Consider the following 24105-nt stretch of genomic DNA (forward strand, 5'->3'; position numbering starts at 1 on the left):
AAAAAATGTTCCACGTGGAACATTTAGGACTTCGGGGGAGAGAGCTTATAATACGTGCCCGCCGCTGTACTCAATAAAACGAGTAAGAAAATTAAATAATTAAAGAATTTCCATTCTCCGGTTCGAATTCCGGCTGCTACAAAAAGACCTGTAAGCAGTATAAATAATGCCCATAAAAAACGAAGCATATTTTTTCTCATCCAATCATCCCTTCTGGCAAAGCAACAGTACAGAAAAAAGAGAAATGGAAAAAGGTTCTTTAATTGATGCGTATTTTGAGAAAAGGATAACATAAAATAAGTAAGCGGTTCATATCAGATGTTCTTAAGTATAAAAAAGCCCTGCAGCAGTTGCCGCAGGGCTTTTCTTTTATGAGAATTATTCTTTAGCGGAGGCGGATGTTTGTGCACTGGCTACCTGGATATCATTGTCATTCACCGTGATAGTAATGCTTTGCACATCTTCTTCTTCAAGCATGAGATCAGCAATGCCGTCCTCTACTTTTTCTTCGATTACCCGGCGAAGAGGGCGGGCACCGAACGAAGGATCGTAGCCCTGATCGGCCAGCATGCGTTTTGCATCTTCAGACACGGTAACATTCAGTCCCTGTTCACCGGCTGCTTCTAAAATGTCTTTGAGCATGAGATCTACAATGGTGACAAGGTCTTCGCGAGCGAGTTCTTTGAAGCTTACAATGCTGTCGAAACGGTTCAGGAATTCCGGACGGAAATACTCACTGAGGGATTCCATGATTTTTGGTTCTACCTGGTCTTTGTCTCCAAAGCCTACCGTCACGCGCTTCATTTGTGAGCCGGCGTTTGAAGTCATAATGATGACTGTATCCTTAAAGCTGACCGTGCGTCCCTGGCTGTCAGTCAGGCGGCCGTCTTCCATGATCTGCAGGAACATATGCTGCACATCAGGATGCGCTTTTTCAATTTCGTCCAAAAGAATGATGCTGTAAGGCTTCCGGCGCACTTTTTCTGTCAGCTGGCCGGCTTCATCGTGTCCAACATATCCTGGTGGTGAACCGATAAGCTTGGACACAGAATGTTTTTCCATATACTCACTCATGTCGAGGCGGATCATTGCTTCAGGATCGCCAAACATTTCAGAAGCGAGTGTTTTGGACAGCTCTGTTTTCCCGACACCGGTCGGTCCGACAAACAGGAAGGAACCAATTGGGCGACTGCCGCGGCGAAGGCCGGCACGATTTCTGCGAATCGAGCGGGCAACTTTGCTTACCGCTTCTTCCTGTCCGATAACATTTGCATTCAGACGTTCAGGCAGGTCGCGCATTTTCTTTTGTTCATCGCGCTGGAGGCGGCGAACCGGGATACCAGTTTTATTTTCTACAATCATCTGGATCGTCTCTACGTCAACGGTTGGCGTTTCTTTTTTTATATTGCCGTTTTGTTCGGCTTCCTTAACCTGCTCATGCAGCTTGGCCTCTTCATCACGAAGCTTAGCTGCTTGTTCATAATCCTCCTGCTGAGTAGCACGCTCTTTTTCTGCAGCAATCTGCTCGAGGCGGCTTTGCAGGGATTCGCTGTCATCATCGCTGTGAGCGAGATTTATTTTAGAGCCTGCTTCATCCATTAAATCGATTGCTTTGTCCGGCAGGAACCGGTCCTGTACATAGCGGTTGGATAGATTAACGCAGGCTTCAAGTGCTTCATCGGTAAAAGCAACGTGATGGAATTTTTCATAGTTCGCCTGCAGACCCTTTAAGATCGCTACGCTGTCTTCGAGGTTTGGTTCGTTAACCATGACCGGCTGAAAGCGGCGTTCAAGCGCTGCATCTTTTTCAATTTTGCGGTATTCCGCGAGCGTAGTCGCACCAATCAGTTGAATTTCTCCGCGGGCGAGCGCCGGTTTCATGATATTGCCGGCGTCCGAAGAACCTTCTGCCGAACCTGCGCCAACGATTTGGTGAACCTCATCAATAAAGACGATGACGTCCTGGCGCTCCTGCAGCTCTTTCAGCAGTTGTTTCATGCGTTCTTCAAATTGGCCGCGCACCCCGGTATTTGCTACGAGGGAGGTAACGTCCAACAGGTAGATGCTTTTGTTTTTCAGCTTGTTTGGCACTTCGCCTTCTGAAATACGGAGGGCGAGGCCTTCAGCAATGGCTGTCTTGCCGACACCAGCTTCACCGATAAGAACCGGATTATTTTTATTGCGGCGGTTCAATGTTTCGATGACTCGTTCAACTTCTTTATCGCGGCCGATGACTGGGTCAATGAGTCCGGCACGTGCAACATCAGACAGGTTTTTACCTAAATCGTCAAGAAGGCCGCCGCCCTGGCCGCCGCCAGACTGAGCCTGTTCCTGTTCCTGATTGGAGCCTTGTTCTGCTCCGCTGCCCATCATGTTGTTGAAGAATTGGTCAAATGGGGACTGGGAGCCGCCGAAGCCGCCCTGGCCGGATGGCTGATTCATGTTTTGACGGATTTCTCTATAGCACCGTTCGCACAGGTGCATTTTTTGATGACTTCCATTAACATTCATGTTCAGTTCAATGCGTGCTGGACGCTGTTCGCAATGTTCACATCTCATCATACTGAACCGAACCTCCTTATTTTAAAGTAATATTATTGACGTGTGCATCGTTCATTTTCATCTTCGTAAGGTCAGAATTATTGCATTGACTTTGACTATCTTTGACCTTGTAACAGTATTATATACCCGCTTCCTGTATAATGCAAGAGATAAGTTTGATTTTCTCTGACCAATTGATTTACACCTACATAGTAGGAAATGGAGAAGAGAAATTCAAGAAATATGCTCGGATAATATGTGTGAAAAACGGTAAAGAATGTATTAACATTTTTGCGAAAGTCTAAACATTTCTGACCAATAAAACATATCGAATTAGGGGAAGATAAAAGCAGTGAAAAGTTTGCAGGGAAAAAGGGAAAGGAAAAGAAACAGAGCTGTTCAGAAAGGACGGAGCCAAATGAGAAACAATGAAAAGCGTTCATCCGCAAAGACGTACAGGTTATCAGAACCTCGTCATTTGTTTGGAGAAAGCCGGCCGGTGCCAAGAAGAACGTTTCCTGTCGGAAACGTGCACCCGGTGGAGGTAAAGCGAAAAATTGAAAATGGGAATCCGGTGGAAGCAGTGACCGTGGCCGGAGAGTTAAAGGTAAAACTGTTCCGGTGGACACTGCTCCGCGTGGACATCCCTTCGCTGACAGTTCATCTGCACCGGCCGAAAAAATGAGTGGATAATGATTCGAAGGCACGGGGATCAAGAAGCATAAGCTTTCCCGCTTTTTTTAAATGGAAGGCAGAGCCGGTAGCTGATAAAGCCGACAGCGCCCAGGAGAATGAACAGTGTCGACATTCCTGCAGCAGGAATGACGGCACTTGCTGTAAGCATAAAACTGCTGAGAAGAAGAGCGGTATTATACATCATTGACTCCATTGCCATATAAGAACCGCGGGAATCATCGTGAACGATGCCGGCGAGTATCGTCTGGCGGACAGGAATATAAATGATCTCCCCCAGGGTGAAGGCTGCAGCAGCCAGTATAAGGACTAAAAATGAAGTGCTGAACCCAAAAAAGCCGAAGGCAAGGGTGTAAATGCCGAGGCCGACAGCCAGTACTTTTTTATAGTTCAAGGACGAAACCCGTGCGGAAACCGGCAAAGTAAAAAATACGACGCCGAGGGTATTAATAAACATAATAAGGCTGAACATTCGTACTCCTGTAAGTTCAAACCCGCCCAGCATCATATGAAATTGTTCGTCCAGACGCACGGCCACGTATTTATCCAGTTGAAATTCCAGGCTGGCAATACATACGGTCCCTATTAAAAAGAAAAGAAAGCGGCGGTCTTTCATTACGGCTGCGTACCTCTTCCATATAGTGAGCGGCACCTGGCCCTGCCGGGGGCGTTCTGCTTCAGAACTGTAGTCGATAATCATCGCTTCGGATGGCGGGTCGGCGGCGTTAAAACAAGCGTTAGCGATAAGAAAAGCTGCAAATGTAAGCCAGACAGATTCAAATACGGGAGAGCTTGCCACTGCCATTACACCGAGGCTCAATACCTGCAGCCCCTGAGCAGTAACGATAATACGCTTTCGGCCGATGACGTCCGATAAATGTCCGGTCCATAAACCAATTCCAATGCCTGCGGCCATAGTGAATGCGAGCAAAAGGCCGGCGGTACCGGCTCCGAGGTGGCTGCTGAAATATACCGCCATAAACGGAAGAATGGCCATCAATACAAATTCCATAGAAAAATCAGTAATAAGACGTATTTTAATGTTTTTGTGCAGTCCCTGGAATTTAGTCAACGCAGCTCTCTCTTTTCCAATAATAATGAAGTATAAAAATGATAATACCTAAATATGGAAATATTATCAACGTGTTTCCTGCAGCTTTTAAATCATGAATATCAAGGACTCTGACTACAAACTCCCTTCCGCTAAGTCTTTTCTTTTGACGGCCGACGTGAGAAGATCACAATAGACAGCATTTTGTATGCGCTGACATTTTAAGGGAAAGGGTGACTGTGATGACTTGGGAACCGGAAGAGATGAAGAAAAGAGATGAGGAAAGCATTTGGCATGCCATGAGACCTTACAGTCCGGGGGGAGGCATGGTTATAGAGAAGGCGGACGGTTCGTGGGTGACAGACGTGGACGGCAAGGAGTACCTTGATGGCATGTCCGGTCTCTGGTGCGTAAATGTCGGATACGGGCGAAAAGAAATTGCCGACGCTGCCTATGAACAGATGCTGAAGCTTCCATTCTATCCTTTAACGCAGAGCCACACTCCGGCCGTGCAATTGACAGCAAAGCTTGATGAATGGCTCGGCGACGGCTATATGTACTTTTTTTCCAACAGTGGATCGGAAGCAAATGAAACTGCTTTGAAGCTGGTGCGTCAATATTTTCAACAAATTGGTGAAGCCAGCCGTTATAAAACCATTTCCCGCTACCGCACCTACCACGGGAGCACACTCGCCACAATGGCAGCAGGGGGCCAGACACAGCGGAAATACCGGTACGAGCCGCTGCCGCCGGGGTTTGTGCATGTAACGCCGCCGGATCCGTACCGGAAGCCGGAAGGCCAGAGCGATGAGGAGTACAGCCTGGCTTGTGCAGATGAAATTGAACAGGCGATTTTATGGGAGGCGGAAGAATCTGTCGCGGCGGTTATTATGGAACCAATCATTACCGGCGGCGGGGTGCTGATTCCCGAAGCTTCCTATATGAAAAGGGTCCGGGACATCTGTGACCGCTACGGCGTTCTTTTAATCAGCGATGAAGTTATTTGTGGTTTTGGACGGACCGGGAAGCGCTTTGGATTTATGCACGCAGACGTGAAGCCGGATATTGTAACGATGGCGAAGGGAATAACGAGCGGATATATGCCTTTGTCTGTAACCGCAGTGCGAAAGGATATGTATCAGGCATTTACTGGAAGTGAAGCCTACGACCATTTCCGCCACGTGAATACTTTCGGGGGCCATCCAGCTGCCTGCGCAGCCGCTGTGAAAAACCTGGAAGTAATGGAGCGGGAAAAGCTGGTGGAACGATCGGAGAAAAAAGGCAGGGAGCTCCTGGAGGCATTAAAGGAGCTGGAAGAGCTTTCCCACGTAGGTCAGGTACGGGGGCGCGGGCTTCTGGCCGGCATTGAATTTGTTGAAGACAAAACGACTAAAAAGGCAGCACCGGAAAAGCTCGTGAAGCAAATTCTTGCAAACTGCAAGAAAGACGGAGTCATTGTCGGCAAAACATCCGATATTGCCAAGCACCATAACAATGTTTTAACCCTTTCCCCGCCGCTGAACATCGAAGATAAAGATCTTCAGCTGCTCATTACGACCCTGAAAAAGCATGTAAAAGCTGCAGTACACCCGGCATAAAATAAAGACTTGCCCCTGCCTCGAGGCAGGGGCAATTTCATGGAAAGATTTTCATTTTGCAGCCTAAATGAAAGCGCTTTCTGTTATAATTAATACAGGAGGTGTATGCTCAATGAAGGCAGCACGCTGGTACGGGGCACGGGACATTCGCGTCGAAAACGTGAAAGAGCCTGAAGTATTGGGAGACAAAGACGTCAAAATTAAAGTGAAATGGTGCGGGCTTTGCGGAAGCGACTTGCACGAATATTTGGATGGGCCTATTTTTATTCCCGCAGACTCTCCCCATCCTCTGAGCGGGGAAAAAGCTCCTATTGTAATGGGACATGAATTTGCCGGAGAAGTCGTGGAGACTGGAGCGGGAGTGAACCGGGTGCAGGTGGGAGACCGGGTGGCGGTGGAACCGATTCTCTCCTGCGGGACGTGTAAGGCCTGCCTGGAGAATAAATACAACCTTTGTGAAAAGCTTGGCTTTCACGGTTTGGCCGGAGGTGGTGGAGGTTTTTCCGAGTATACAGTCGTAGCTGAACATATGGCCCACTCGATGCCTGCGGAGCTTTCCTATGAGCAGGGGGCATTTGTAGAGCCGGCTGCCGTCGCTCTGCATGCTGTACGGCAAAGCACACTGCGGGCCGGAGACAAGGCTGCTGTGTTTGGCACCGGTCCTATTGGCTTACTGGTTATTGAAGCTTTAAAGGCAGCTGGTGCCGCTGCAATTTATGCGGTGGAGGTTTCGGAAGTCCGGAAACAGAAAGCAGAAAATTTGGGGGCCGTGGTTGTCGACCCCTCTGAAGCTGACGTGGCTGAAAAACTCCGTCATTTGAGCGGTGGCGGCGTAGATGTCGCTTTTGAAGTCACCGGCGTGCCAAAAGTACTTCCTCAGGCCATAAACAGTACTTCATTTGAAGGAGAAACAGTGATCGTCAGCATTTGGGAAAATGAAGCGGCGATACAGCCGAATACGATTTTGCTGCAGGAGCGAACAGTGACTGGAATTATTGCTTACCGGCACATTTATCCTGCCGTTATGGATTTGATGAAGCAGGGATATTTTCAGGCTGAGCAGTTTGTTACACAAAAAATACCGCTGGATAATGTAGTAACCGACGGGTTTGAAGCACTATCCAAAGAAAAAAGTCAGATTAAAATACTGGTGTCACCAGAATAACGAAAAAGAGTCCCTGCCGCCTGAGCCTATGCATGCGGCAGGGGCTTTTTCGTAAATAATGTAATCTATGAAAAGCTCAACGCACACGAGTGTGTTCAGTAACAATTTTCAGGGCGGGAGGCTGGGTGATGGAACACTCATATTTGCCGTCTGTTCATGACGCCATTACGTACATGCATGAACATCTTCACGAACCAATGGATCTTGCCGGCCTGGCCGCGCAGGCTGCCTATAGTCCGTATCATTTTTCGCGTCTGTTTAAAAAGAGTGTCGGGGTGCCGCCGCTGTATTACCTGTCTGCTCTACGGCTTCAATGGGCGAAGGAGCTGCTGCTTGAAACAGCTCTTCCTATACGGGACATCGGGATGGAGATCGGCCAGCAGAGCGTAGGAACGTTCACAACAAGCTTTGCTTCGAGGGTAGGAATGACGCCGGGAGTTTTTCGTGCATCAGCTGCTGCCACGGAGGAATCTTTGTCCTCGTTAAGAAAGGCCCGCCATTGGGCAGAGCCGGTTTTTCCTTCGACGGAAACATGTGTCAAAGGCCGTATCTACAGTGAAGCGCCTTTTGAAGGGTTTGTGTTAATCGGACTCTTTCCCCGGCCGATGCCGGAGGGGGTGCCATTGTACGGCACCCTGTGCGAGGCGTCGGATGAATACTGTATCCGGGGGGTGAAGCCGGGAGTATATTTCATGATGGCTACATCGGTCGCCTGGAAAATGAAGGCGGCCGATATTCTCATCCCTCATCGCACACTTCGCACACGCTCAAAAGAGCCGTGTCACGTAGACGGAGCCCTTGCAGAAGAAAATAGAGACGTTTATTTATACCCGCCGCGCCTCGATGATCCTCCCATCCTCATATCATTGTCGCTGTTGATGAATAATTTTCTAAAACGCCAGGCTGAGACCGCAATCGGGAAGAAATAGGGTGAAAGCGACCGTGCTATAGTGAAGGTAATCATTAATAAGAGGAGGGTGTGTACGATGATTACCGGAATGACTCCGTACCTCACTTTTACCGGAAAAGCTCGGGAGGCGGCTGTTTTTTACGAAAAAGCCCTGGGGGCAAGAGTTATCGAAAGCCAGACCTATGCAGAGGTCGAAGGCATGGAAATACCACCCGGAGCCGAAGAACTCATTATGCATGCTTATTTAAAAATCGGTGATACGGAGCTGATGCTCTCAGATACGTTTTCAGAAAGCTCTGATCTGGAAGCTCCGGGAAGTCTGGTGTCGATCGCACTTAGCATGAGTGACGCTTCCTCGGCAGCAGAAACGTTTCACGCTCTTGAAGCAGGCGGAGAAGTAATCATGCCTATGGCAGAAACGTTTTTCAGTCCGGCTTACGGACAGTTGAAGGACCAGTTTGGTGTGCTGTGGCATGTGGTTGCTTACGAAAAAGAAAAATGACAAAGAGGGAGGTGCAGATGCAATGAGTCTGCAGACAAAGCAAATATTTGTAAATATTCCGGTTAAAAACCTTGAGGCTTCGATGGAGTTTTTCCAGACTATCGGGTTTTCATTCGATCAGCGCTTCACGGATGAAAATGCTGCGTGCATGATACTGGGAAGCGGTATGTATGTCATGCTGCTCCAGGAAGCGTTTTTTCAAACCTTTACCAATAAAGATATGGTCGATACCAGCAGAGAGGCGGAATCGATTCTAGCCATTTCTGCAGACAGCAAAGAAGAAGTCAATGAGATTGTCCAAAAGGCGCTGGAGGCAGGCGGCCGTCCATCCAACGAACCGATGGACGGAGGCTTTATGTATGGTTGGAGCTTTCAGGATATTGACGGTCATCTCTGGGAAGTAATGTATATGGATGAAAACGCAGTGTAGCAGAAAGGCATCAATAAACAACAGCAGCTTCCTCCGAAAGAAAGGAGCAGTATTTAATGGAAATTATATCTTTTCAGGAATGGAAGGAAACAAAACTAACCCTTCAGCTTCTCTCCCAGATTCTCGGAAAAATAAGGCTTGAAACAGCGCCGCAGGAGCCACAGTGGGAGCATGTGATGCTTGAAGTTACCCGGAATGGATTCTCTACAGGTATGCTGCTTAAGGACCGCAAAGCATTTGAGCTCGAAATAGACATTCGGCACAGCCGGCTTTTAGTGGCAGTCGAAGGTGATGCTGAAACCAGAAAGCTGGAAGACGGCACGTCCATTCAAACATATTACGAATGGATCTTCAGCTGTCTTCACCAGGCCGGAGTTCATGTGCACATTCATCCCAGGCCACAGGAAATGCCGGTGACGATATGGTTCCCGGAAGACCAGGTGCATAAACGGTACGATGCAGAGGTAGCTATGAAGGGGCTCAAAATGATGCAGGCAGCGTATCAGGAGGAATTGGCTTTTATCGGGCCGCTTAGGTGCCGTAAAATCAAACCGGGTTTATTCTGGGGCACCTTCGACGTTTCGACGCTTATCGTGGAAAGTATTCCGGAGCCTTTTCCAGAGGATAAAACGATTGAAAAGGCTGCTTTTGACGAGCAGTTTATCGAATTTGGATTTTGGCCCGGTGATGATAATACAGCCAGGCCCGCTTTTTTCGTTCTGCCATATCCTTTTCGGCAAAAGGATTTAAACAGCCCGGCGCTTGAGCCTGAAGAGGCTTATTATGATCAAAACGCGAGCGAGTACTTTCTGCCTCTTACCAATGACTTTGACGAAAAGGCAATACAGAGGTTTTTCCATTCGACGTTTGCTTTACTGCATGCAGAACTTGAATGGAGGGACCGGGAATACTTTTACCGTCCGCTTTTAATGAAAAAGCCTCCAACCATTAAATAGAGAAACCCCGTGCAGCTCCTGCTGCACGGGGTTGATGTTTATACGGCGAGAACGCGTCCGTCTTCATACACGTGGTACGTTTGGAGCAGTCCGTCGTCGCCCTGTTCAATAAGGGAAAGGTCCAGTGCCTGCACCTGGTAATAAGCCTGGCCGCTTTCGCTGATCGAAGGATATTGATCGATTTTTAACTCCGCATCTGTTCCTTCCTGATCGCGTACTGTCTGGAGTGCTTCATAAGGGGTGAATTCCTGCTTCTGTTCCTGTTGAACAGTCGTTGGGGTTTCAGAAGCCTGCGCCGGGACAGCCGATCCTGTCACAAATAAAGCTGCGAGCCCGACGATAGAAAAGAATTTTTTCATAGATGATCTCCTTTCAGTTGAAGGTACAATTCTACATTCCCTCCATGAGATGAAACGTAACCAACAGCAGCAAATTCAAATCGAAAGTCGGACCCTGCAGCTGAATAGCTGTGAAGCATCAGCCCGGCAGAAGAGGTATCCATTGCTGCAGTTTCCGGATCCTGGACCGGTTAATAGGAAACCGCCTGCTGAATATATTTTTCGTAAGAGGCAGCATCTTTATCACTAAATAGCACAAACCGGATATGCTGAATAGAAGCAGCATGAGAAAGCTGATCCAAAAAGGCAGGCATAAAATCCACAAGCGCCTGCTCGAGAGGGTAGCCAAAAGCCCCGGTGGAAAGGGCAGGGAACCCAATGCTTGTAATGCCTTTGTCTTCGGCCAGCTGCAGGGCGTTAAGGTAGCAGGCACGAAGGAGTTCATCAGAAGGCTTGTCAACTCCGTAAACGGGGCCGAGGCAGTGAATGATATAATCGTTTGGCATTTGCAACCCTTCCGTGATCACTGCTTCCCCGGGAGAAATAGGGGCGAGTGGTTTGCAGACCTCCTCGAGCTCCGGACCGGCAGCCCGGTGAATAGCACCGGCAACCCCTCCGCCGATTAAAAGCTGGGCATTGGCGGCATTGACTACAGCTTCGAGATCGTCCTGCTTGGTAATATCGCCTTTGACAGATTCGATGGTGATACCCTGATATTCTGTCTGCATAAAAGCTTTCGCCTCCAATACATCATTTGTAGAGGCTTTTCCCTTATCTTTGTCTTTCTATGCGGAGAGGCTTTTGTTTATTATTTTTTATACTGGGGTAGGGTATTTACAGGAATCATATTAAAGGAGGTGGGCCAATGGCACACGAACACGGAGAGCACGGACAAGAGCATCATGAAGAACACGAAGATCATGGCGGCGGACATGATCATCATGAACACCACAGCGCTATGATTGCTGACTTTAAAAGAAGATTTTTTGTATCAATCATTTTAACCGTTCCTATTTTGCTTTTGACCCCGATGATTCAGGGATTCCTCGGTCTTGACTGGGCTTTCCCTTATGATCAGTGGGTGCTTTTCGGACTTGCAACGGTCGTATTCTTCTACGGCGGCTGGCCGTTTTTAACCGGAGCAGCAGACGAACTGAAGCAAAAAAGTCCGGGAATGATGACACTGATCGGGCTGGCTGTCGTCGTAGCTTACGGATACAGCACTATGGTAGTGTTTGGCTGGGAAGGCACCCAGTTTTTCTGGGAGCTCGCTACGTTAATTGATATTATGCTCCTCGGGCACTGGATCGAAATGCGCTCGATAATGGGGGCTTCAAACGCCCTGCAGGAGCTGATTAAGCTCATGCCTCATGAAGCCCGCCGGGTGAAAGCAGACGGGGAGACAGAAGAAGTTAGCGTGGACGATCTTCAACAGGGAGACCACGTTCTTATTAAACCAGGGGAAAAAGTGCCGGTGGACGGAACGATTATAAAAGGAAGGTCCTCAGTGGATGAATCCATGCTCACCGGGGAATCGCTTCCAGTAGAAAAGAACGAGCAGGACGAGGCAATTGGAGGAGCAGTCAACCAGGACGGAAGCTTAACAATTGAAGTAACAAAAACCGGCGATCAGACGTATCTTTCGCAGGTAGTTACGCTTGTACAGGAAGCCCAGGAATCCAAGTCACGGGCTCAGGATCTGGCAAACCGGGCAGCTAAATGGCTGTTTTATGCTGCGCTTGGGTCGGGCATTGTGACGTTTATTATCTGGTGGATGGTAAGCGGTTCGACAGACAGTGCAGTAGAACGGGCCGTTACTGTAATGGTTATCAGCTGTCCGCACGCTCTCGGACTCGCAGCTCCTCTCGTCGTGTCTGTCTCTACGGCATTATCCGCAAAACAGGGGCTGTTAATCCGTAACCGGCCGCCGTTTGAAAGTGCCCGGAAGCTTGACGCAGTCATTTTTGATAAAACCGGGACTCTGACCCAGGGGAGCTTCGGTGTAACTAACGTTGTCCCAAGCGGCAGTTATTCTGAAGAGCAGGTGCTTGAATTTGCCGGCTCCGTGGAACAGGAATCGGAGCATCCGCTGGCGGAAGGAATCGTTAATGAAGCTAAAGCGCGCAATATCAAGCTGCATGAGGTAGAAGACTTTCAAACGATGACCGGCCAGGGACTTGAAGGATCTGTGAACGGGTCAGCGGTGAAAATTGTCAGCCCCGGCTACATGAAAGATCATCAGCTGACGTATGATGAGAAAACCTTCGAAGAGAAGGCAGAAGAAGGAAAAACGGTTGTATTTGTACTGGTTGATGGAGAGCTGATCGGAATGGTGGCGCTCGCTGATATGGTGAGAGAATCCGCCAAAGAAGCCGTGGAGCGCTTAAACGAACAGGGAATCAAACCGATTATGCTTACGGGGGACAATCAGCGCGTGGCAGATTGGGTAGCAGCCCAGCTTGGCATTGAAGAAGTGTACGCGGAGGTGCTGCCGGACCATAAAGCAGAGCAGGTAAAGAAAGTCCAGCAGTCCGGCAGAAAGGTTGCGATGACGGGCGACGGTATCAATGATGCGCCCGCGCTCGCGACAGCGGATGTTGGTATTGCGATTGGCAGCGGCACTGATGTTGCAATGGAAACTGCTGACATTGTACTTGTGCAGAGCAATCCGCTCGATGTGCTTTCCGTTATTGATCTGTCCCGGAAAACGTACCGGAAAATGGTTCAGAACCTCTGGTGGGCTGCCGGTTACAACATCGCTGCTATACCACTTGCAGCCGGTGTACTGGCGCCTGTCGGTATTCTGCTGAGTCCGGCTGTCGGAGCGCTGTTGATGAGTATCAGTACGGTAGTAGTAGCTATAAACGCCCAGCTGCTGCGAACGTAGGAAAAACCCGGAAGGCTTTCTGCCTCCCGGGTTTTTTAATGGTTGGTTTCACCGTTTATTTTCGAACGTTTCAGCTCCGCTGTCTGTACCTGCAATGATGATATCTGCCATATCAGCAAATAAACCTGTTTCCACAACGCCGATCAGCTGAATCAGTTGGTGGTGCAGCTCGTCCGGCCGCTCGATCAGCTGAAAATCACAATCGATCACGTAGTTGCCGTTATCTGTTTCAAATGGGTCACCGCGGTCGCGGCGAAGGACGGGGTCACAGCCCAGCGATTGAATATCGCGTGCTGTTTTCTGCCATCCAAATGGCGTGATTTCGACCGGCAGTGGAAAGGAGCCGAGCTGTTGCACAATTTTACTTTGATCCACAGCAATAATCAGCTTATCTGCTGCGTCGGCAATAATTTTTTCCCTTAACAGGGAACCGCCACCTCCCTTGGTCATATGAAAGTCAGGATCGACCTCGTCTGCACCGTCAATGGCCACATCAGCTTTCGTCATGTCGCTCGAGAAGTAGACCAGCGGCACGTGAAATTCCTTTGCCCACTGCTCTGTAGCAGGGGAGGAAGGAATGCCCTGGACGTGCATCCCTTGCCGGACAAGTTCTCCAAGCTTCTGCATGACCCAGTACATAGTGGATCCGGAGCCCAGTCCGACAATAGAATTATCTGGAATATACTCGACAGCCTTTGCTGCTGCGTCTTGTTTTTGCTGTTCCCTGGACATAAAAAAAGCTCCTTTAGGATGTATTTAAGCAGGCTATTTCCTTTTCTGCTTCTGGTCAAACCTGCGGCTTCAGCTGCTGGTCCTGGCAGAAATGAGCTTCACCCCGTTTGGGTCGACAGTCTCTTCAAAAGCAGGATGTGATATCAGGGCTGAATGAAGAGCATGACGGTGAGTGATAAGAGATTGTACGCCGGAAGAATAAGGGTGAAGCAGTTGGTTGATTTCCTGCTCAAGGCCGTCCGTAGTGGTTTCGATGTTGAGACTCTGGAGCCGGAAGGGGCTGTCAATCTCGTCAACAGCCTCCTGATGCGTCTGAAGCTCTACCCGGAACGAATGACTGGTGGAAATAAACGTTCTTTTTTCTCCTCGTTGAACACGCAGCCCCGCCGTCTCAGCCTGCTGGCAAATAATCCCGAGCCGGCGTTCATTTGTCAGGTAGCCGATATGGTCAAACATGACCCGCTTTCCCTGGCCGAATGTAATATTTACAGAACCTCTGCGCATTTCAATAATGCGGAATGTGATTGGTCTGCCGCGGAAGTCATCCCAATCCAGCGGAGGGTCAAAGGACTGATAGCTGCCATTGTATTTTCCAATACGCTGGGAGACGCGAAATCCCAGTCGGGCATAAAAGGCTTCGGTTTGTTCTATGTAGGGCGTCCAGTGATGATAATGGAAAAGCATATGATGGCCTCCTATTTCCATTTCCTGCTATTGTACCAAAATAACCCAAAAGAAAGACCGGTCGTCATAATTATGGTAAAAGAGGGTAGAGAAAAAGTGAATGGATCACGATAAAAAGGAGTGTTTTCAATGACGGAGCCAGTATTTATTATTTCTACCGGGAGAAGCGGATCAACAGCTGTGTCCAACTGCATTCATCTTCATCCTAAACTTGTAAGCCTGTCTGAAATGATTCTTTCTCTTCATTATAATTTCGGTATCAGCGGTGAAGAATGGAAGCAATTCGATAACCAAACGTGGACAGGCAGTGAATTCTGGGAGCTGCTCGCCCAAAAAGAGCCGATACGACTGGCTCCGTACGAAAAGAAAGGGCTGTACAATAAAGAAGTGCTTTATGAGAGAACGGAAAATACTTTGTTTAACGAGAAAACGGGCTTGCCGGCTATTGCGTCCATCACCCTTCCTCACTTAACCGATGAACCGGATAAGCTGTACCGGGAGCTTGAAGAAGTTGTTCCTGCGTTTCCGCAAGGCTCGCTGCCGGACCAGTACCGCCGCCTGTTTGAGTGGATGCAGCAGCGATTTGATGGTGACACTTGTGTAGAGCGTTCCGGATTTTCTACAGACGCAGTCGAATACTTAATAGACATGTTCCCGAACGCGAAATATGTTTTTTTATACCGGGATCCCCGGGAAATTGCCGTAGCTTTTAACCGCTTCCAGACGATGAAAATGGGAAAAGCTATTTTAAAGGCGATGGAAGAAACAGGGGCTGATCCCTCGGATCCGTCGACGGAGGCTGAAAAGCTTGGCTTCTACCAGTGGCTGCACCCGGATTATTTTGAACTTGAACAACTGCACCAGATGGACATCCCGTACAAGGAACTCGGGTCCTGGATTTCAAGGTCACTGCTGCACGCAGGCCGTGTGATCGAAGGTCTGCCGGAGACTCAGCAGCACTGGCTTCGGTATGAAGATCTGCTGGAAACACCGGAAAGAGAGCTCGATCGTCTGATTACTTTTATAAATCCGCCCTCTGCGTCAAAAGAAACAAACGAACAATGGATAAAAAAAGGCACCGGACACATCGATCCCAAGCCGGATACGTGGCCGGAGCTGCCGGAAGAGAAAAGAACTGTGCTGGAAGAAGCGGTAGGGCCGGCACTTCGCTATTTAGACTACGAGTAACCAAGTGTTTACAAATTATCATAATCGGAAAGAGTATTTAAAACCAGTAACTCCAGACACAGATTAAATAACAGAAAGGCTGGTCTAAAATAATGAAGGCAGTAACGATTCAAGGCAAAGAACACATGGAAGTCAAAGAAGTTGCAGACCCGAAAATTGAACGCAGCGATGACATGATTGTACGCATTACAGCCAGTGGTATTTGTGGATCGGACTTGCATTTATATAAAGGTGGTATTCCGACGCCGGAGGATTATGTTGTCGGTCATGAGCCGATGGGAATCGTAGAAGAAGTCGGGCCCGATGTAAAAACGCTGAAAAAAGGAGACCGCGTTGTTATTCCATTTAACATTGGATGCGGGGAATGCTATTACTGCACCCATCAAATGGAAAGCCAGTGCGACAATTCCAACCCGCACGCGGAAATGGGTGGATTGTTCGGCTTCTCTGAGGATTTCGGGAACTTCCCGGGCGGTCAGGCGGAGTACCTGCGTGTACCGTATGCTGACTTTACTTCTTTTAAAGTGCCGGAAGATAGTGAACTGAAGGACGAAAGCGTGTTGTTCCTTTCAGACGTCGTACCTACTGCATTCTGGAGCATTGAAAACAGTGGAGCGACTTATGGGGATACGATCATTATTTTAGGCTGCGGGCCGATCGGGTTAATGGCCCAGAAATTTGCATGGATGAAAGGGGCTTCCCGCGTCATAGCGGTGGATCAGGTGCCGCACCGTCTCGAGCATGCGAGAAGAACAAACAACGTGGAAACGTACAATTTCAGTGAAACAAAAGAAATAGGCAAACTGCTTCATCAAGATACAAAAGGCGGGGCAGACGTAGTCGTTGACTGTGTAGGCATGGATGGCACCGTACCACCGGATACAACGTTCGGTTCCGAAAGCGACAACCAGTTTGGGACCATCAGCCCGATTGTGACAGCTTCTCAGTCCGTGAAGAAAAACGGAGTCGTGCAGTTGACTGGTGTTTACGGCACCGAAGCCAACAATTTCCCAATTGGTGACTTCTTTACAAGAAACGTTGCGCTTACGATGGGACAGGCACCGGTCATTCATATGATGCCGAGCCTCTACCGGATGATTGAAAACAAACTGTTCGATCCGACGGATATTATTACTCACCCAATTCCATTGGAGGATGCAGCTGAAGGCTACCGCATCTTTGACGAAAAAGAAGATGGCAATATTAAAGTGATTTTGAAGCCATAAAATAATTCTAATATAGTAAATGCGGAACCTTATAATTTTATAAAGGTTCCGCATTTATTATGTTAAAAAAGTGATCTTTAGCTTGATTGGAACTGCCGGCAGGCCAAAAATAAAATGTTCCACGTGAAACACTGTATTAAGCATTTTTATAGTAGATAAGGTTATCTTTCCACGCATCGTTTTCGTAAATGAATCTCCGGCGCAGGCATTCATATTCCATTCCGGCTTTTTCTGCAAGAGAGATGGATGGGTGATTATCGACATTAATGTGAGCTTCTATCCGGTGAAAATACAGATCATCAAAAGAAGCGCATAGAACCTCCTGGACGGCTTCTTTCCCAAACCCCCGATTCCAGTGCTGGTTATGAATCATATAGCCGAGCATGCCCCATTGAAATTCTTCACGTATTAACGTAGTAATATCAGCATGTCCCAGATGATTTCCGTCTTTATGAAAAATATCGTATACATAGGTACTATCCTGCTCTTTCATCGCTTTTCTCTGCTGAATCATATCCATGAATTTTGCTTTAGTTAAACGGCTGATTTCCGGACGACCGGGGTCGTATAAATGCTGGGATGGTTTTCGTTCCGAGAATGCCTGTAGCTATCAAAGTCATCCGGCTGCAGCGGACGCAGAATTAAACGCTCTGTTTCTCTCTTTCTTTGTTGAAGCTTCATTCTATACCTCCTGTTGCTCATGCAGAGATAACATATTTCCTACAGAATTTATGGTTGAAAGGAAGATTCAAGTATGAAGAAAATATTCAGATTTTATTATATTGATATATTTTAATTTCCATACTTTTTCTGGAATGAAAAAGCCCCGTCTCTTTGAGCAAAGAGAGGAGCTTAAGGATGCTGTGAATTTAATGAATATGTTTGACGCGTCCTACCTGGCCGTCTTCAAGCCGGACTTTAATACCGTGCGGATGGCTCGGGGAATTGGTAAGTAAATCTTTAACGATTCCCCGGGTCAGCGCGCCGCTCCGCTGATCTTTTTTTAATACAATATCCACTTCTGTTCCCGGGGTAATATCTTTACGCTTTGTGCCGTCCATAACATGTCCTTCCTTTCAAAGGTGATGCTTTATTTTAGCAGACAACCGAAAAGAGAAAACAATAAATTCTCTTTCCTGAATCGCTGCACCACCGGTTTAAATAAAAATACCGAGCCATCCGGCATTTAGCATGGCGATTAGCAAAAGGGTTTTTTCTACAGCTGATACGTGCTCGGGGTTGGAGTTATCCATCCGGCTGACAAGAATAAGAGATACTGCCATAAGTACGGCCAGCCCTGCTGCCGCCCACAGGCGGTCACTGCCAAGCCAAAAAATAGTGAGCCCCGAAATCACTAAATAACATACAGCAGGCATATGAGCGTAAGGGGAGCCAAATTCACGGGTGAACCAGACTACAGTGGTACGCTTTTCGGGAGAGGCCTGCATGTCCGCTTCCCGGTCCGGAATATGATGGACCATCACCCAGGCCAGACAGATCATGGCATTTATAAATGCATTCTGCCAAGCCCATTCCGGAATGTTTCCAAGCGCCAGCCATGCTCCGCCGAGACCGAGCAAAAATATGGATGGAAACAGGCTGAGCCATTCTCCGAGAAATGGCTTATAGCTGAGGCTGAACGGCGGCAGGGAATAAGAAGCCGCTGCCCAGACGCCGACAAGAAGAAGTACGCCGACTTTAATATAGCCAAAGATAAAACAAAGTACGGCAATGCCAAGCAATGCGATAGCGAGCCATTTTCCGACCAGCCATAATGATTTTAACGACATGGCATTGGTCTGCAGAACGCGGCTGCCTCCGGACAGAATAGCAGGGCTGTGTTCATCCGTGCCTGAAAGATAGTCAGCATAATCATTAAAAGCGTGAGTGAGAAGCCCGTGAATAAGAAAAGCGCCAATGGCCAGAAGAATAAAAACGGCTGTTAAATAAGAAGCAGAGAGAGACGAGTATAAAAAAAGCGGCAGCATGGTAGAGACGATCGTGGCAATACTCGAAGATATAACAGCAATGGCACGAACAAGCATCCACGCACTGCGCAGCGTCCCGGCTAATTGATTGGCCATCCACATCTTTCCTTTCTGGTTCCTGATAATTTCAATTTTTCTGGTACTAGTATCCCATTTATTGGCGGTTTCGTACAGTATCCAGGGGAGAAGAGCCGGCATAGAACAGTAAAAAAGACGCTGTTCTATAAAAGAACAGCGCCTGCGGCTGCACCGCTGACGACGATTACCCACGGCGGAAGCTTCCAGAAGGCAAGCATCGTGAATAGAAAAGCAGCCAGTATAAAATCCAGTGAGGAGGTAATGGATGACGTCCAGATTGGATTATAAAAGGCAGCTAAAAGGATACCTACAACAGCAGCATTTACACCGGTCAAAACGCCTTTCATATGAGTGTTTTTACGAAGCAGAGACCAAAACGGCAGCGCTCCGATAATTAAAAGAAAGGCTGGTAAAAAGATGCCTGCAGAGGCGACCAGGGCTCCCTGCCAGCCGGAGAGGACAGTGCCCAGGTAGGAAGCAAAGGTAAATAAAGGCCCCGGTACAGCCTGGGCTGCCCCGTAGCCCGCTAGAAACGTTTCTTCACTCATCCATCCGGTCGGGACAAACTCCCGTTCCAGCAGAGGAAGAACAACGTGACCACCGCCGAACACAAGTGACCCGGCCCGGTAGAAGCTGTCAAACATGGCTACGAAGGTAGACCCGGTCCAGTCCCGTAAAAGCGGCAGTGCAGCGAGCAGAACAAAAAAGAGTGTCAGGCAGAAAGCACCTGTTTTGCGCGAAACGGTTTCGATGACCTCCGTATTATCTGCCTCCTGGACCGAGCGGTACAGCACCCAGCCGGCCCCGCCCGCTGCGAGTATGACGAGTACCTGTGCAAGAGAGGTCTGCCATAAAAGAGTACCGCTCATGGCGAGCAGGGCAATGGTGCGGCGCTGAAGATCAGGTGTGAGCTTCTGGGCCATGCCCCATATCGCATGGGCAACAACTGCCACAGCGACGATTTTCAGTCCCTGGAGCCAGCCGGCATCGCTGACGTCGAGGCCCTCAAGTGCGAGGGCGAAGATCACTAAAGCAATAACGGAAGGAAGGGTGAATCCCAGAAAGGAAATAAACCCTCCAACGAGACCTCCCCGGACAATGCCTATTCCTATGCCGACCTGACTGCTGGCAGGGCCGGGAAGAAACTGACATAAGGCGACAAGATCCGCATAACTCTTTTCGTCGAGCCACTTTCTGCGTCGTACGTATTCTTCATGAAAATAGCCTAAATGGGCGATAGGGCCGCCAAAAGAGGTCAGTCCCAGCCGCGTGGAAATCAAAAATATCTCCAGCCATTTTTGGCCCAATGTTTTTCCCATGGCGTTCTCTCCTGTCTTTACTTGATTTCTTTAAACAATTCATAGGCTTTTGCGCGGGCTTCCTGCAAAATTCCGGCTCCTTTATCTGTGGTGGTATAATATTTACGGATTTTTCCGTTCACGTTTTTATTTTCTTTGTGTAAAAGGCCGTCATTTTCCATAGCATGAAGAATCGGGTAAAGAGTGCCCGCACTCATTGAATAACCGTGTTCCTGCAGTTCCTCAAGCATCCATTGCCCGTATACGGGATGCTCGGAGGCATGATGTAGAATGTGAATGTGAATAAAGCCTAAAAAAAGCTTGCGAAGTGTTTTATCTTCCATGATCGATCATCCTTTCGGATTTCGATATCGAAATCCGATATCGAAAGAATAACAATTAATTTTTATTATAGCAAGAGGGGAAAACAAATTTGAAACATTGCCGGAAAAATGAAAAAACGGCTCCGCTGGCTGGCCGTCGGAGCCGTTTTGGGTGCTTAAAGACTGTTCGTCTGTTCGAGTTCTGCCTCTACAATGTAACGATCAGGAGCACTGCCGATATAGTCAAAAGGATAGCAGGTGGTGAGCGTAAGCGTTGGTTCGTCTTTGTCTACAATGACAGAGCGGTCCTCGGCGTCCGTCACCCATGTTTCCTGCAGCCGGTAAACGTACTGGGTGTTTTCATACTCGACAATAAGAGAGTCCCCGTCTTCAAGTTCGTCAAGCCCGGTGAAGACTGTGTCCCGGTGGCCGCTGAGCACCGTGTGGCGGGACTCTTCCGGGGTGGTTGTCCATTCGCTGACGTACATACCAACGCCCTGGTCAAGCGATTCATCATCTGTGCCCCAGTAGATGGAATAAGAGTTTCCAAGCTCCGGAATTTTTAATTTGGCTACATTTTCGCCTTTATCCCATTGATCTATTTCATCGCTCATCACCGCCGAATCTCTGCTGTTGTCGGAGGAGGAAGAGGAAGCTTCGTCGGGGCTCGTGTCTGTATTGTTTCCTTCAGGCAGCGTATAGGCTTCTGGTTCCCCGGCAGCTTCCACGCTGGAAGAATCGTTTTGCTCTTCGGAGTTATTATCGTCCGGAGCTTCCGCTGATTCATTCGCAGAATCAGTGATAACGTCTTCTTCGTTGGTGGAAATTTTATCTACTCCTGCTCTGGCATCAAACCACTGATATCCGAAGTATCCGGTAATACTAAGGCCGATAACAATCATCGCAATAAATATTTTTTCCATATATGCTCACTCCAGTAAAAGGACGTAACAGACCACAATACACATTACTATTATTTCCATAATACACGGTCAATGGAGAAAAAAACAACCTTCACCAGAGAGGTGAAGGCTGCGTGATCGAAAGGTTATTATACCTGCTGGCGGCGTCTTGTCCAGAACAGGGCTCCGCCGGCCAGGCCGGCAAGGGCCAGACCGCCAGCCATATAGGCAGGCTGGGCGCTTGCTGTTTCAGGCATTTCTCCGCCTTCAGCGCCTTCTTCCGTTGAAGCCTCGTCTTCGGCCATGCCTTCTTCAGGCATGTCTTCTTCAGGCATGTCTTCCATACCGTTCATTCCGTCCATGCCTTCCATTTCATCCATCGGTACAGCCTCATTCATGACTTCCTCCGGAACAGTAATATCACCGACGCTGTTGAAGTTGGAGTAGGTGGAATCAGCTGTCAGGTTCATGTCTGTGGTGATTTCTTCCATCTCATAAGAAGCATCCAGATTAATGGTGCTCGCTGTCATGTAATGAGTTTCCTTATCCACGGTCAGGCTCATGGATACGTCCTGAATATCGATCATACTCCAGGTCTCTTCCATCATTTCCTCATCAGCCATACCGCTGCCCATATCCGACTGCATCATTTGACTGGCTGCTTCTTCTATCTCTTCACCGCTTCCTTCGTATGTGAGTACGTAGGAGTTTTCGGTCTCTTCTACGTCCATTTCGTCAGCAAAGGACTCTGAAGCTCCCATATGCATGCCTGGATTTGTGGTCATCTCTTCCATGCCACCCATCATGTCGCCGGGCATCATAGTCCAGCTGCCATCGGGCATTTCTACATAGTAGCCGTCTTCTGTCCAGTACATTTCTGTGGATACTTCTTCACCGCTGACCGGATCGACTGTATTAGTTGTCTGGTGGAGAGCGAAAGGATCCATCGTAATGTCCTGTTCCGAAGTGGAACTGTTCGTCATTGTTTCCCCTTCACCGGCGGCATTTGTAATTTCCTGTGAAATTTCGGTGGTGGCAGAATAGCTGTCGAGCTCAGCCATAGTTTCATTTGACTGCTGCAGAACGTCCCCTGCATTCATTTCTTCTGCCTGGGCGGGTAAGGCGATTACACCGAGAGCTAAAAAACCGGCACTGCTTCCTGTGATCCATTTTTTCATCATTTTTCGTCCTTTCTTTTCTTTCATTTATTCGGCAAAAGCTTATGTGGTAAACCACTGGCTTCTGGTATTCTATGGTAATTTTACCTTATAAATGTCGGAAATAAACGCACTTTTTAAAAATTTGTGAAAAAATGTGAGAAAAAAAGCCCGTATAGCCATATTTTATAGGGGCTTCGGGATTCAAAAAACTGGAGGGGAGCTTAAGCATGCCGGGCACGGTGGAAATATCTGCTTTTTTTCGTGCGGCGGCTATTTTTCACATGAAGAAGAATAAGCCCGGAAATGACCAAAAATAAGCCGGCAGCTTTCATCCATCCAAATGATTCCTGAAAAAGCAAAATGCCCGCGACGGCTGTTAAAGCCGTACCAAGACCTGCCCATACAGCATAAGCAACAGATAACGGGATCGATTTTAAGGCGAGGCTCAGGAAGAAAAAAGCCCCGATAAATGCTATAAAAACGGTCAGAGAGGGAATAAGGTTGGTAAAACCTTCTGAAAGTTTCAAGGACGTAGATGCAGTAACCTCAAATAAAATCGCAGCAAATAGCAGAAGAACAGCACGCATAAATTATTCCTTCCTTTCATCCTAAATTCATCATAAGAAGACCAATTACCAGGCATACAATACCTAAAATGTTCATTTTATTCATTTTTTCCCTGAAATAAAAAACGCCGATGCAGGCAGTCAAAATGGTGCCAAGTCCGCTCCACGTAGCATAAACGACACCGAGCGGAAGGGTTTGGAGAACGAGAGCCAGCAGGTAAAAAGCAATGCCCATGCCGGCTGCAAAACCAAGAGACGGGAGCAGCCTGGTAAAACCATATGAAAGCTTGAGCATGGAGGAAGCAAATACTTCGCATACGACAGAAATGATTATGAGCACATAAACCATTACACTTCTCCTTGTTCAAAGCGCCCCAAAAGTTTTTGAAGCAGACGTTCAGACTGTGAAAGGGGCATGGTATTAATCTCAAAAATATGTGAAAACCAGATGCCGTCACTTAACAGCCGGATCATAGAAGCTTCATCAGTGTGAAAAGCGTCTGAAGCAAAAAGTTTCTGCCAGCGTTCGTTGTATTCCTTCCAAAGATCGAGCACCTCTTTGTGATCAGCAAGGGTGGCAAGCAGGCTCGCATTTATTAAAAAATTGCTTCCCGATCGAAGCTCTTCAAGTGTTGCTTCCGCGTAAGCTTTAATATAGCTGCCAGCAGTGCTTCGTTTTTCTTCGATTAATTCATGAAACCGGGCAAGCGCATAAGCATTCATTTCATATACGAGCCGTTCTTTATTTGGAAAATGATAAAGCAGCCCGCCTTTACTCACTTCTGCTTCATTTGCCACAGCGTGAAGAGTAAGGCGGTTAAAGCCGTCCCTGCGGATGATGCGGGCGGCAGAATGCATAATTTCTACTCGTTTACTCATTGTTGATTCT

General features: G+C 48.0%; 27 protein-coding genes. 10 read left to right on the forward strand and 17 right to left on the reverse strand.

Annotated features, from left to right (window positions below; translation table 11 throughout):
* Positions 1-378: 378 nt before the first annotated feature.
* Entirely contained in the window at positions 379-2559 is a 2181-nt protein-coding gene (locus BLV22_RS11320; protein WP_091615623.1) for an ATP-dependent Clp protease ATP-binding subunit, read from the reverse strand.
* 400 nt (positions 2560-2959) lie between these two features.
* Here BLV22_RS11320 and BLV22_RS11325 point away from each other — a divergent pair, with 400 nt between their 5' ends.
* A complete protein-coding gene (locus tag BLV22_RS11325; RefSeq protein ID WP_143030981.1) occupies positions 2960-3226 on the forward strand; it encodes a hypothetical protein in 267 nt (88 codons plus the stop codon).
* A gap of 27 nt (positions 3227-3253) precedes the next feature.
* Here the strand turns inward: BLV22_RS11325 and BLV22_RS11330 are convergent, their stop codons facing one another.
* Positions 3254-4306, reverse strand: a complete 1053-nt coding sequence (locus BLV22_RS11330) for an MFS transporter (RefSeq protein WP_091615303.1) — start codon at positions 4304-4306, stop codon at positions 3254-3256.
* Between the two features lie 221 nt (positions 4307-4527).
* Between BLV22_RS11330 and BLV22_RS11335 the strand changes: the two genes are divergently transcribed.
* The 6 genes from BLV22_RS11335 to BLV22_RS11360 all read left to right on the forward strand — a co-directional run bounded on the left by BLV22_RS11335 (position 4528) and on the right by BLV22_RS11360 (position 9846).
* A complete protein-coding gene (locus tag BLV22_RS11335; protein WP_091615306.1) occupies positions 4528-5883 on the forward strand; it encodes an aspartate aminotransferase family protein in 1356 nt (451 codons plus the stop codon).
* 112 nt (positions 5884-5995) lie between these two features.
* A complete protein-coding gene (locus tag BLV22_RS11340) occupies positions 5996-7048 on the forward strand; it encodes a 2,3-butanediol dehydrogenase (protein ID WP_091615308.1) in 1053 nt (350 codons plus the stop codon).
* A gap of 128 nt (positions 7049-7176) precedes the next feature.
* Positions 7177-7977 (forward strand): helix-turn-helix domain-containing protein, encoded by an 801-nt coding sequence (locus tag BLV22_RS11345; RefSeq protein WP_091615311.1) that lies wholly within the window; start codon positions 7177-7179, stop codon positions 7975-7977.
* 57 nt (positions 7978-8034) lie between these two features.
* Entirely contained in the window at positions 8035-8460 is a 426-nt protein-coding gene (locus BLV22_RS11350) for a VOC family protein (RefSeq protein WP_091615314.1), read from the forward strand.
* Between the two features lie 22 nt (positions 8461-8482).
* On the forward strand, positions 8483-8890 hold the full coding sequence (locus BLV22_RS11355; RefSeq protein WP_091615317.1) for a VOC family protein: 408 nt from the start codon (positions 8483-8485) through the stop codon (positions 8888-8890).
* A gap of 56 nt (positions 8891-8946) precedes the next feature.
* On the forward strand, positions 8947-9846 hold the full coding sequence (locus BLV22_RS11360; RefSeq protein ID WP_091615320.1) for a DUF5996 family protein: 900 nt from the start codon (positions 8947-8949) through the stop codon (positions 9844-9846).
* A 38-nt stretch (positions 9847-9884) separates the two neighbouring features.
* On the opposite strand, the gene BLV22_RS11365 is transcribed toward BLV22_RS11360, so the two are convergent.
* The gene (locus tag BLV22_RS11365; protein ID WP_091615322.1) at positions 9885-10205 is read right to left on the reverse strand and encodes a hypothetical protein; all 321 of its coding nucleotides are present in this window, start codon (positions 10203-10205) and stop codon (positions 9885-9887) included.
* A 170-nt stretch (positions 10206-10375) separates the two neighbouring features.
* Positions 10376-10912: a macro domain-containing protein gene (locus tag BLV22_RS11370; RefSeq protein WP_091615325.1), complete on the reverse strand. Its 537-nt coding sequence runs from the start codon at positions 10910-10912 to the stop codon at positions 10376-10378.
* A 137-nt stretch (positions 10913-11049) separates the two neighbouring features.
* Here BLV22_RS11370 and BLV22_RS11375 point away from each other — a divergent pair, with 137 nt between their 5' ends.
* The gene (locus BLV22_RS11375; protein ID WP_091615327.1) at positions 11050-13071 is read left to right on the forward strand and encodes a heavy metal translocating P-type ATPase; all 2022 of its coding nucleotides are present in this window, start codon (positions 11050-11052) and stop codon (positions 13069-13071) included.
* A 48-nt stretch (positions 13072-13119) separates the two neighbouring features.
* Here the strand turns inward: BLV22_RS11375 and rpiA are convergent, their stop codons facing one another.
* Both rpiA and BLV22_RS11385 read right to left on the reverse strand, forming a co-directional pair.
* Complete coding sequence (rpiA, locus tag BLV22_RS11380) at positions 13120-13803, reverse strand: ribose-5-phosphate isomerase RpiA (protein ID WP_091615330.1); 684 nt, start codon at positions 13801-13803, stop codon at positions 13120-13122.
* A 69-nt stretch (positions 13804-13872) separates the two neighbouring features.
* Positions 13873-14487: a hypothetical protein gene (locus BLV22_RS11385; RefSeq protein ID WP_091615332.1), complete on the reverse strand. Its 615-nt coding sequence runs from the start codon at positions 14485-14487 to the stop codon at positions 13873-13875.
* 129 nt (positions 14488-14616) lie between these two features.
* On the opposite strand from BLV22_RS11385, the gene BLV22_RS11390 reads away from it, so the two are divergent.
* Both BLV22_RS11390 and BLV22_RS11395 read left to right on the forward strand, forming a co-directional pair.
* A complete protein-coding gene (locus BLV22_RS11390) occupies positions 14617-15675 on the forward strand; it encodes a sulfotransferase (RefSeq protein ID WP_091615335.1) in 1059 nt (352 codons plus the stop codon).
* Between the two features lie 92 nt (positions 15676-15767).
* A complete protein-coding gene (locus BLV22_RS11395; protein ID WP_091615338.1) occupies positions 15768-16901 on the forward strand; it encodes an alcohol dehydrogenase catalytic domain-containing protein in 1134 nt (377 codons plus the stop codon).
* A 136-nt stretch (positions 16902-17037) separates the two neighbouring features.
* Here the strand turns inward: BLV22_RS11395 and BLV22_RS11400 are convergent, their stop codons facing one another.
* From BLV22_RS11400 to BLV22_RS11445, 11 genes are all read right to left on the reverse strand, one after another.
* Positions 17038-17394 carry a GNAT family N-acetyltransferase gene (locus BLV22_RS11400; RefSeq protein ID WP_245724082.1) on the reverse strand — a complete coding sequence of 119 codons (357 nt, stop codon included), beginning with the start codon at positions 17392-17394 and terminating at the stop codon, positions 17038-17040.
* 41 nt (positions 17395-17435) lie between these two features.
* Complete coding sequence (locus tag BLV22_RS15195) at positions 17436-17582, reverse strand: hypothetical protein (protein WP_245724083.1); 147 nt, start codon at positions 17580-17582, stop codon at positions 17436-17438.
* A gap of 188 nt (positions 17583-17770) precedes the next feature.
* Positions 17771-17962 (reverse strand): YwbE family protein, encoded by a 192-nt coding sequence (locus BLV22_RS11405; protein WP_091615340.1) that lies wholly within the window; start codon positions 17960-17962, stop codon positions 17771-17773.
* A gap of 96 nt (positions 17963-18058) precedes the next feature.
* Positions 18059-18985, reverse strand: coding sequence for a prenyltransferase (locus BLV22_RS11410; protein ID WP_091615343.1), 927 nt, complete (start codon positions 18983-18985; stop codon positions 18059-18061).
* A gap of 125 nt (positions 18986-19110) precedes the next feature.
* Entirely contained in the window at positions 19111-20286 is a 1176-nt protein-coding gene (locus BLV22_RS11415) for a chromate transporter (RefSeq protein ID WP_091615346.1), read from the reverse strand.
* A gap of 17 nt (positions 20287-20303) precedes the next feature.
* Positions 20304-20609, reverse strand: a complete 306-nt coding sequence (locus tag BLV22_RS11420) for a PadR family transcriptional regulator (protein WP_091615351.1) — start codon at positions 20607-20609, stop codon at positions 20304-20306.
* A 155-nt stretch (positions 20610-20764) separates the two neighbouring features.
* Complete coding sequence (locus tag BLV22_RS11425; protein ID WP_091615353.1) at positions 20765-21511, reverse strand: class D sortase; 747 nt, start codon at positions 21509-21511, stop codon at positions 20765-20767.
* 128 nt (positions 21512-21639) lie between these two features.
* Positions 21640-22668: a DUF6612 family protein gene (locus BLV22_RS11430; RefSeq protein ID WP_091615356.1), complete on the reverse strand. Its 1029-nt coding sequence runs from the start codon at positions 22666-22668 to the stop codon at positions 21640-21642.
* A gap of 203 nt (positions 22669-22871) precedes the next feature.
* The gene (locus tag BLV22_RS11435) at positions 22872-23237 is read right to left on the reverse strand and encodes a DMT family transporter (RefSeq protein WP_091615358.1); all 366 of its coding nucleotides are present in this window, start codon (positions 23235-23237) and stop codon (positions 22872-22874) included.
* A 16-nt stretch (positions 23238-23253) separates the two neighbouring features.
* Positions 23254-23565, reverse strand: a complete 312-nt coding sequence (locus tag BLV22_RS11440) for a DMT family transporter (RefSeq protein WP_091615361.1) — start codon at positions 23563-23565, stop codon at positions 23254-23256.
* Complete coding sequence (locus BLV22_RS11445) at positions 23565-24095, reverse strand: TetR/AcrR family transcriptional regulator (protein WP_176967752.1); 531 nt, start codon at positions 24093-24095, stop codon at positions 23565-23567. The genes BLV22_RS11440 and BLV22_RS11445 overlap by 1 nt, the downstream gene beginning before the upstream one ends.
* Between the last annotated feature and the right edge of the window lie 10 nt (positions 24096-24105).

This window comes from Marinococcus luteus, from assembly GCF_900106595.1.
In the GTDB taxonomy this organism is placed as follows: Bacteria; Bacillota; Bacilli; order Bacillales; family Marinococcaceae; genus Marinococcus; species Marinococcus luteus.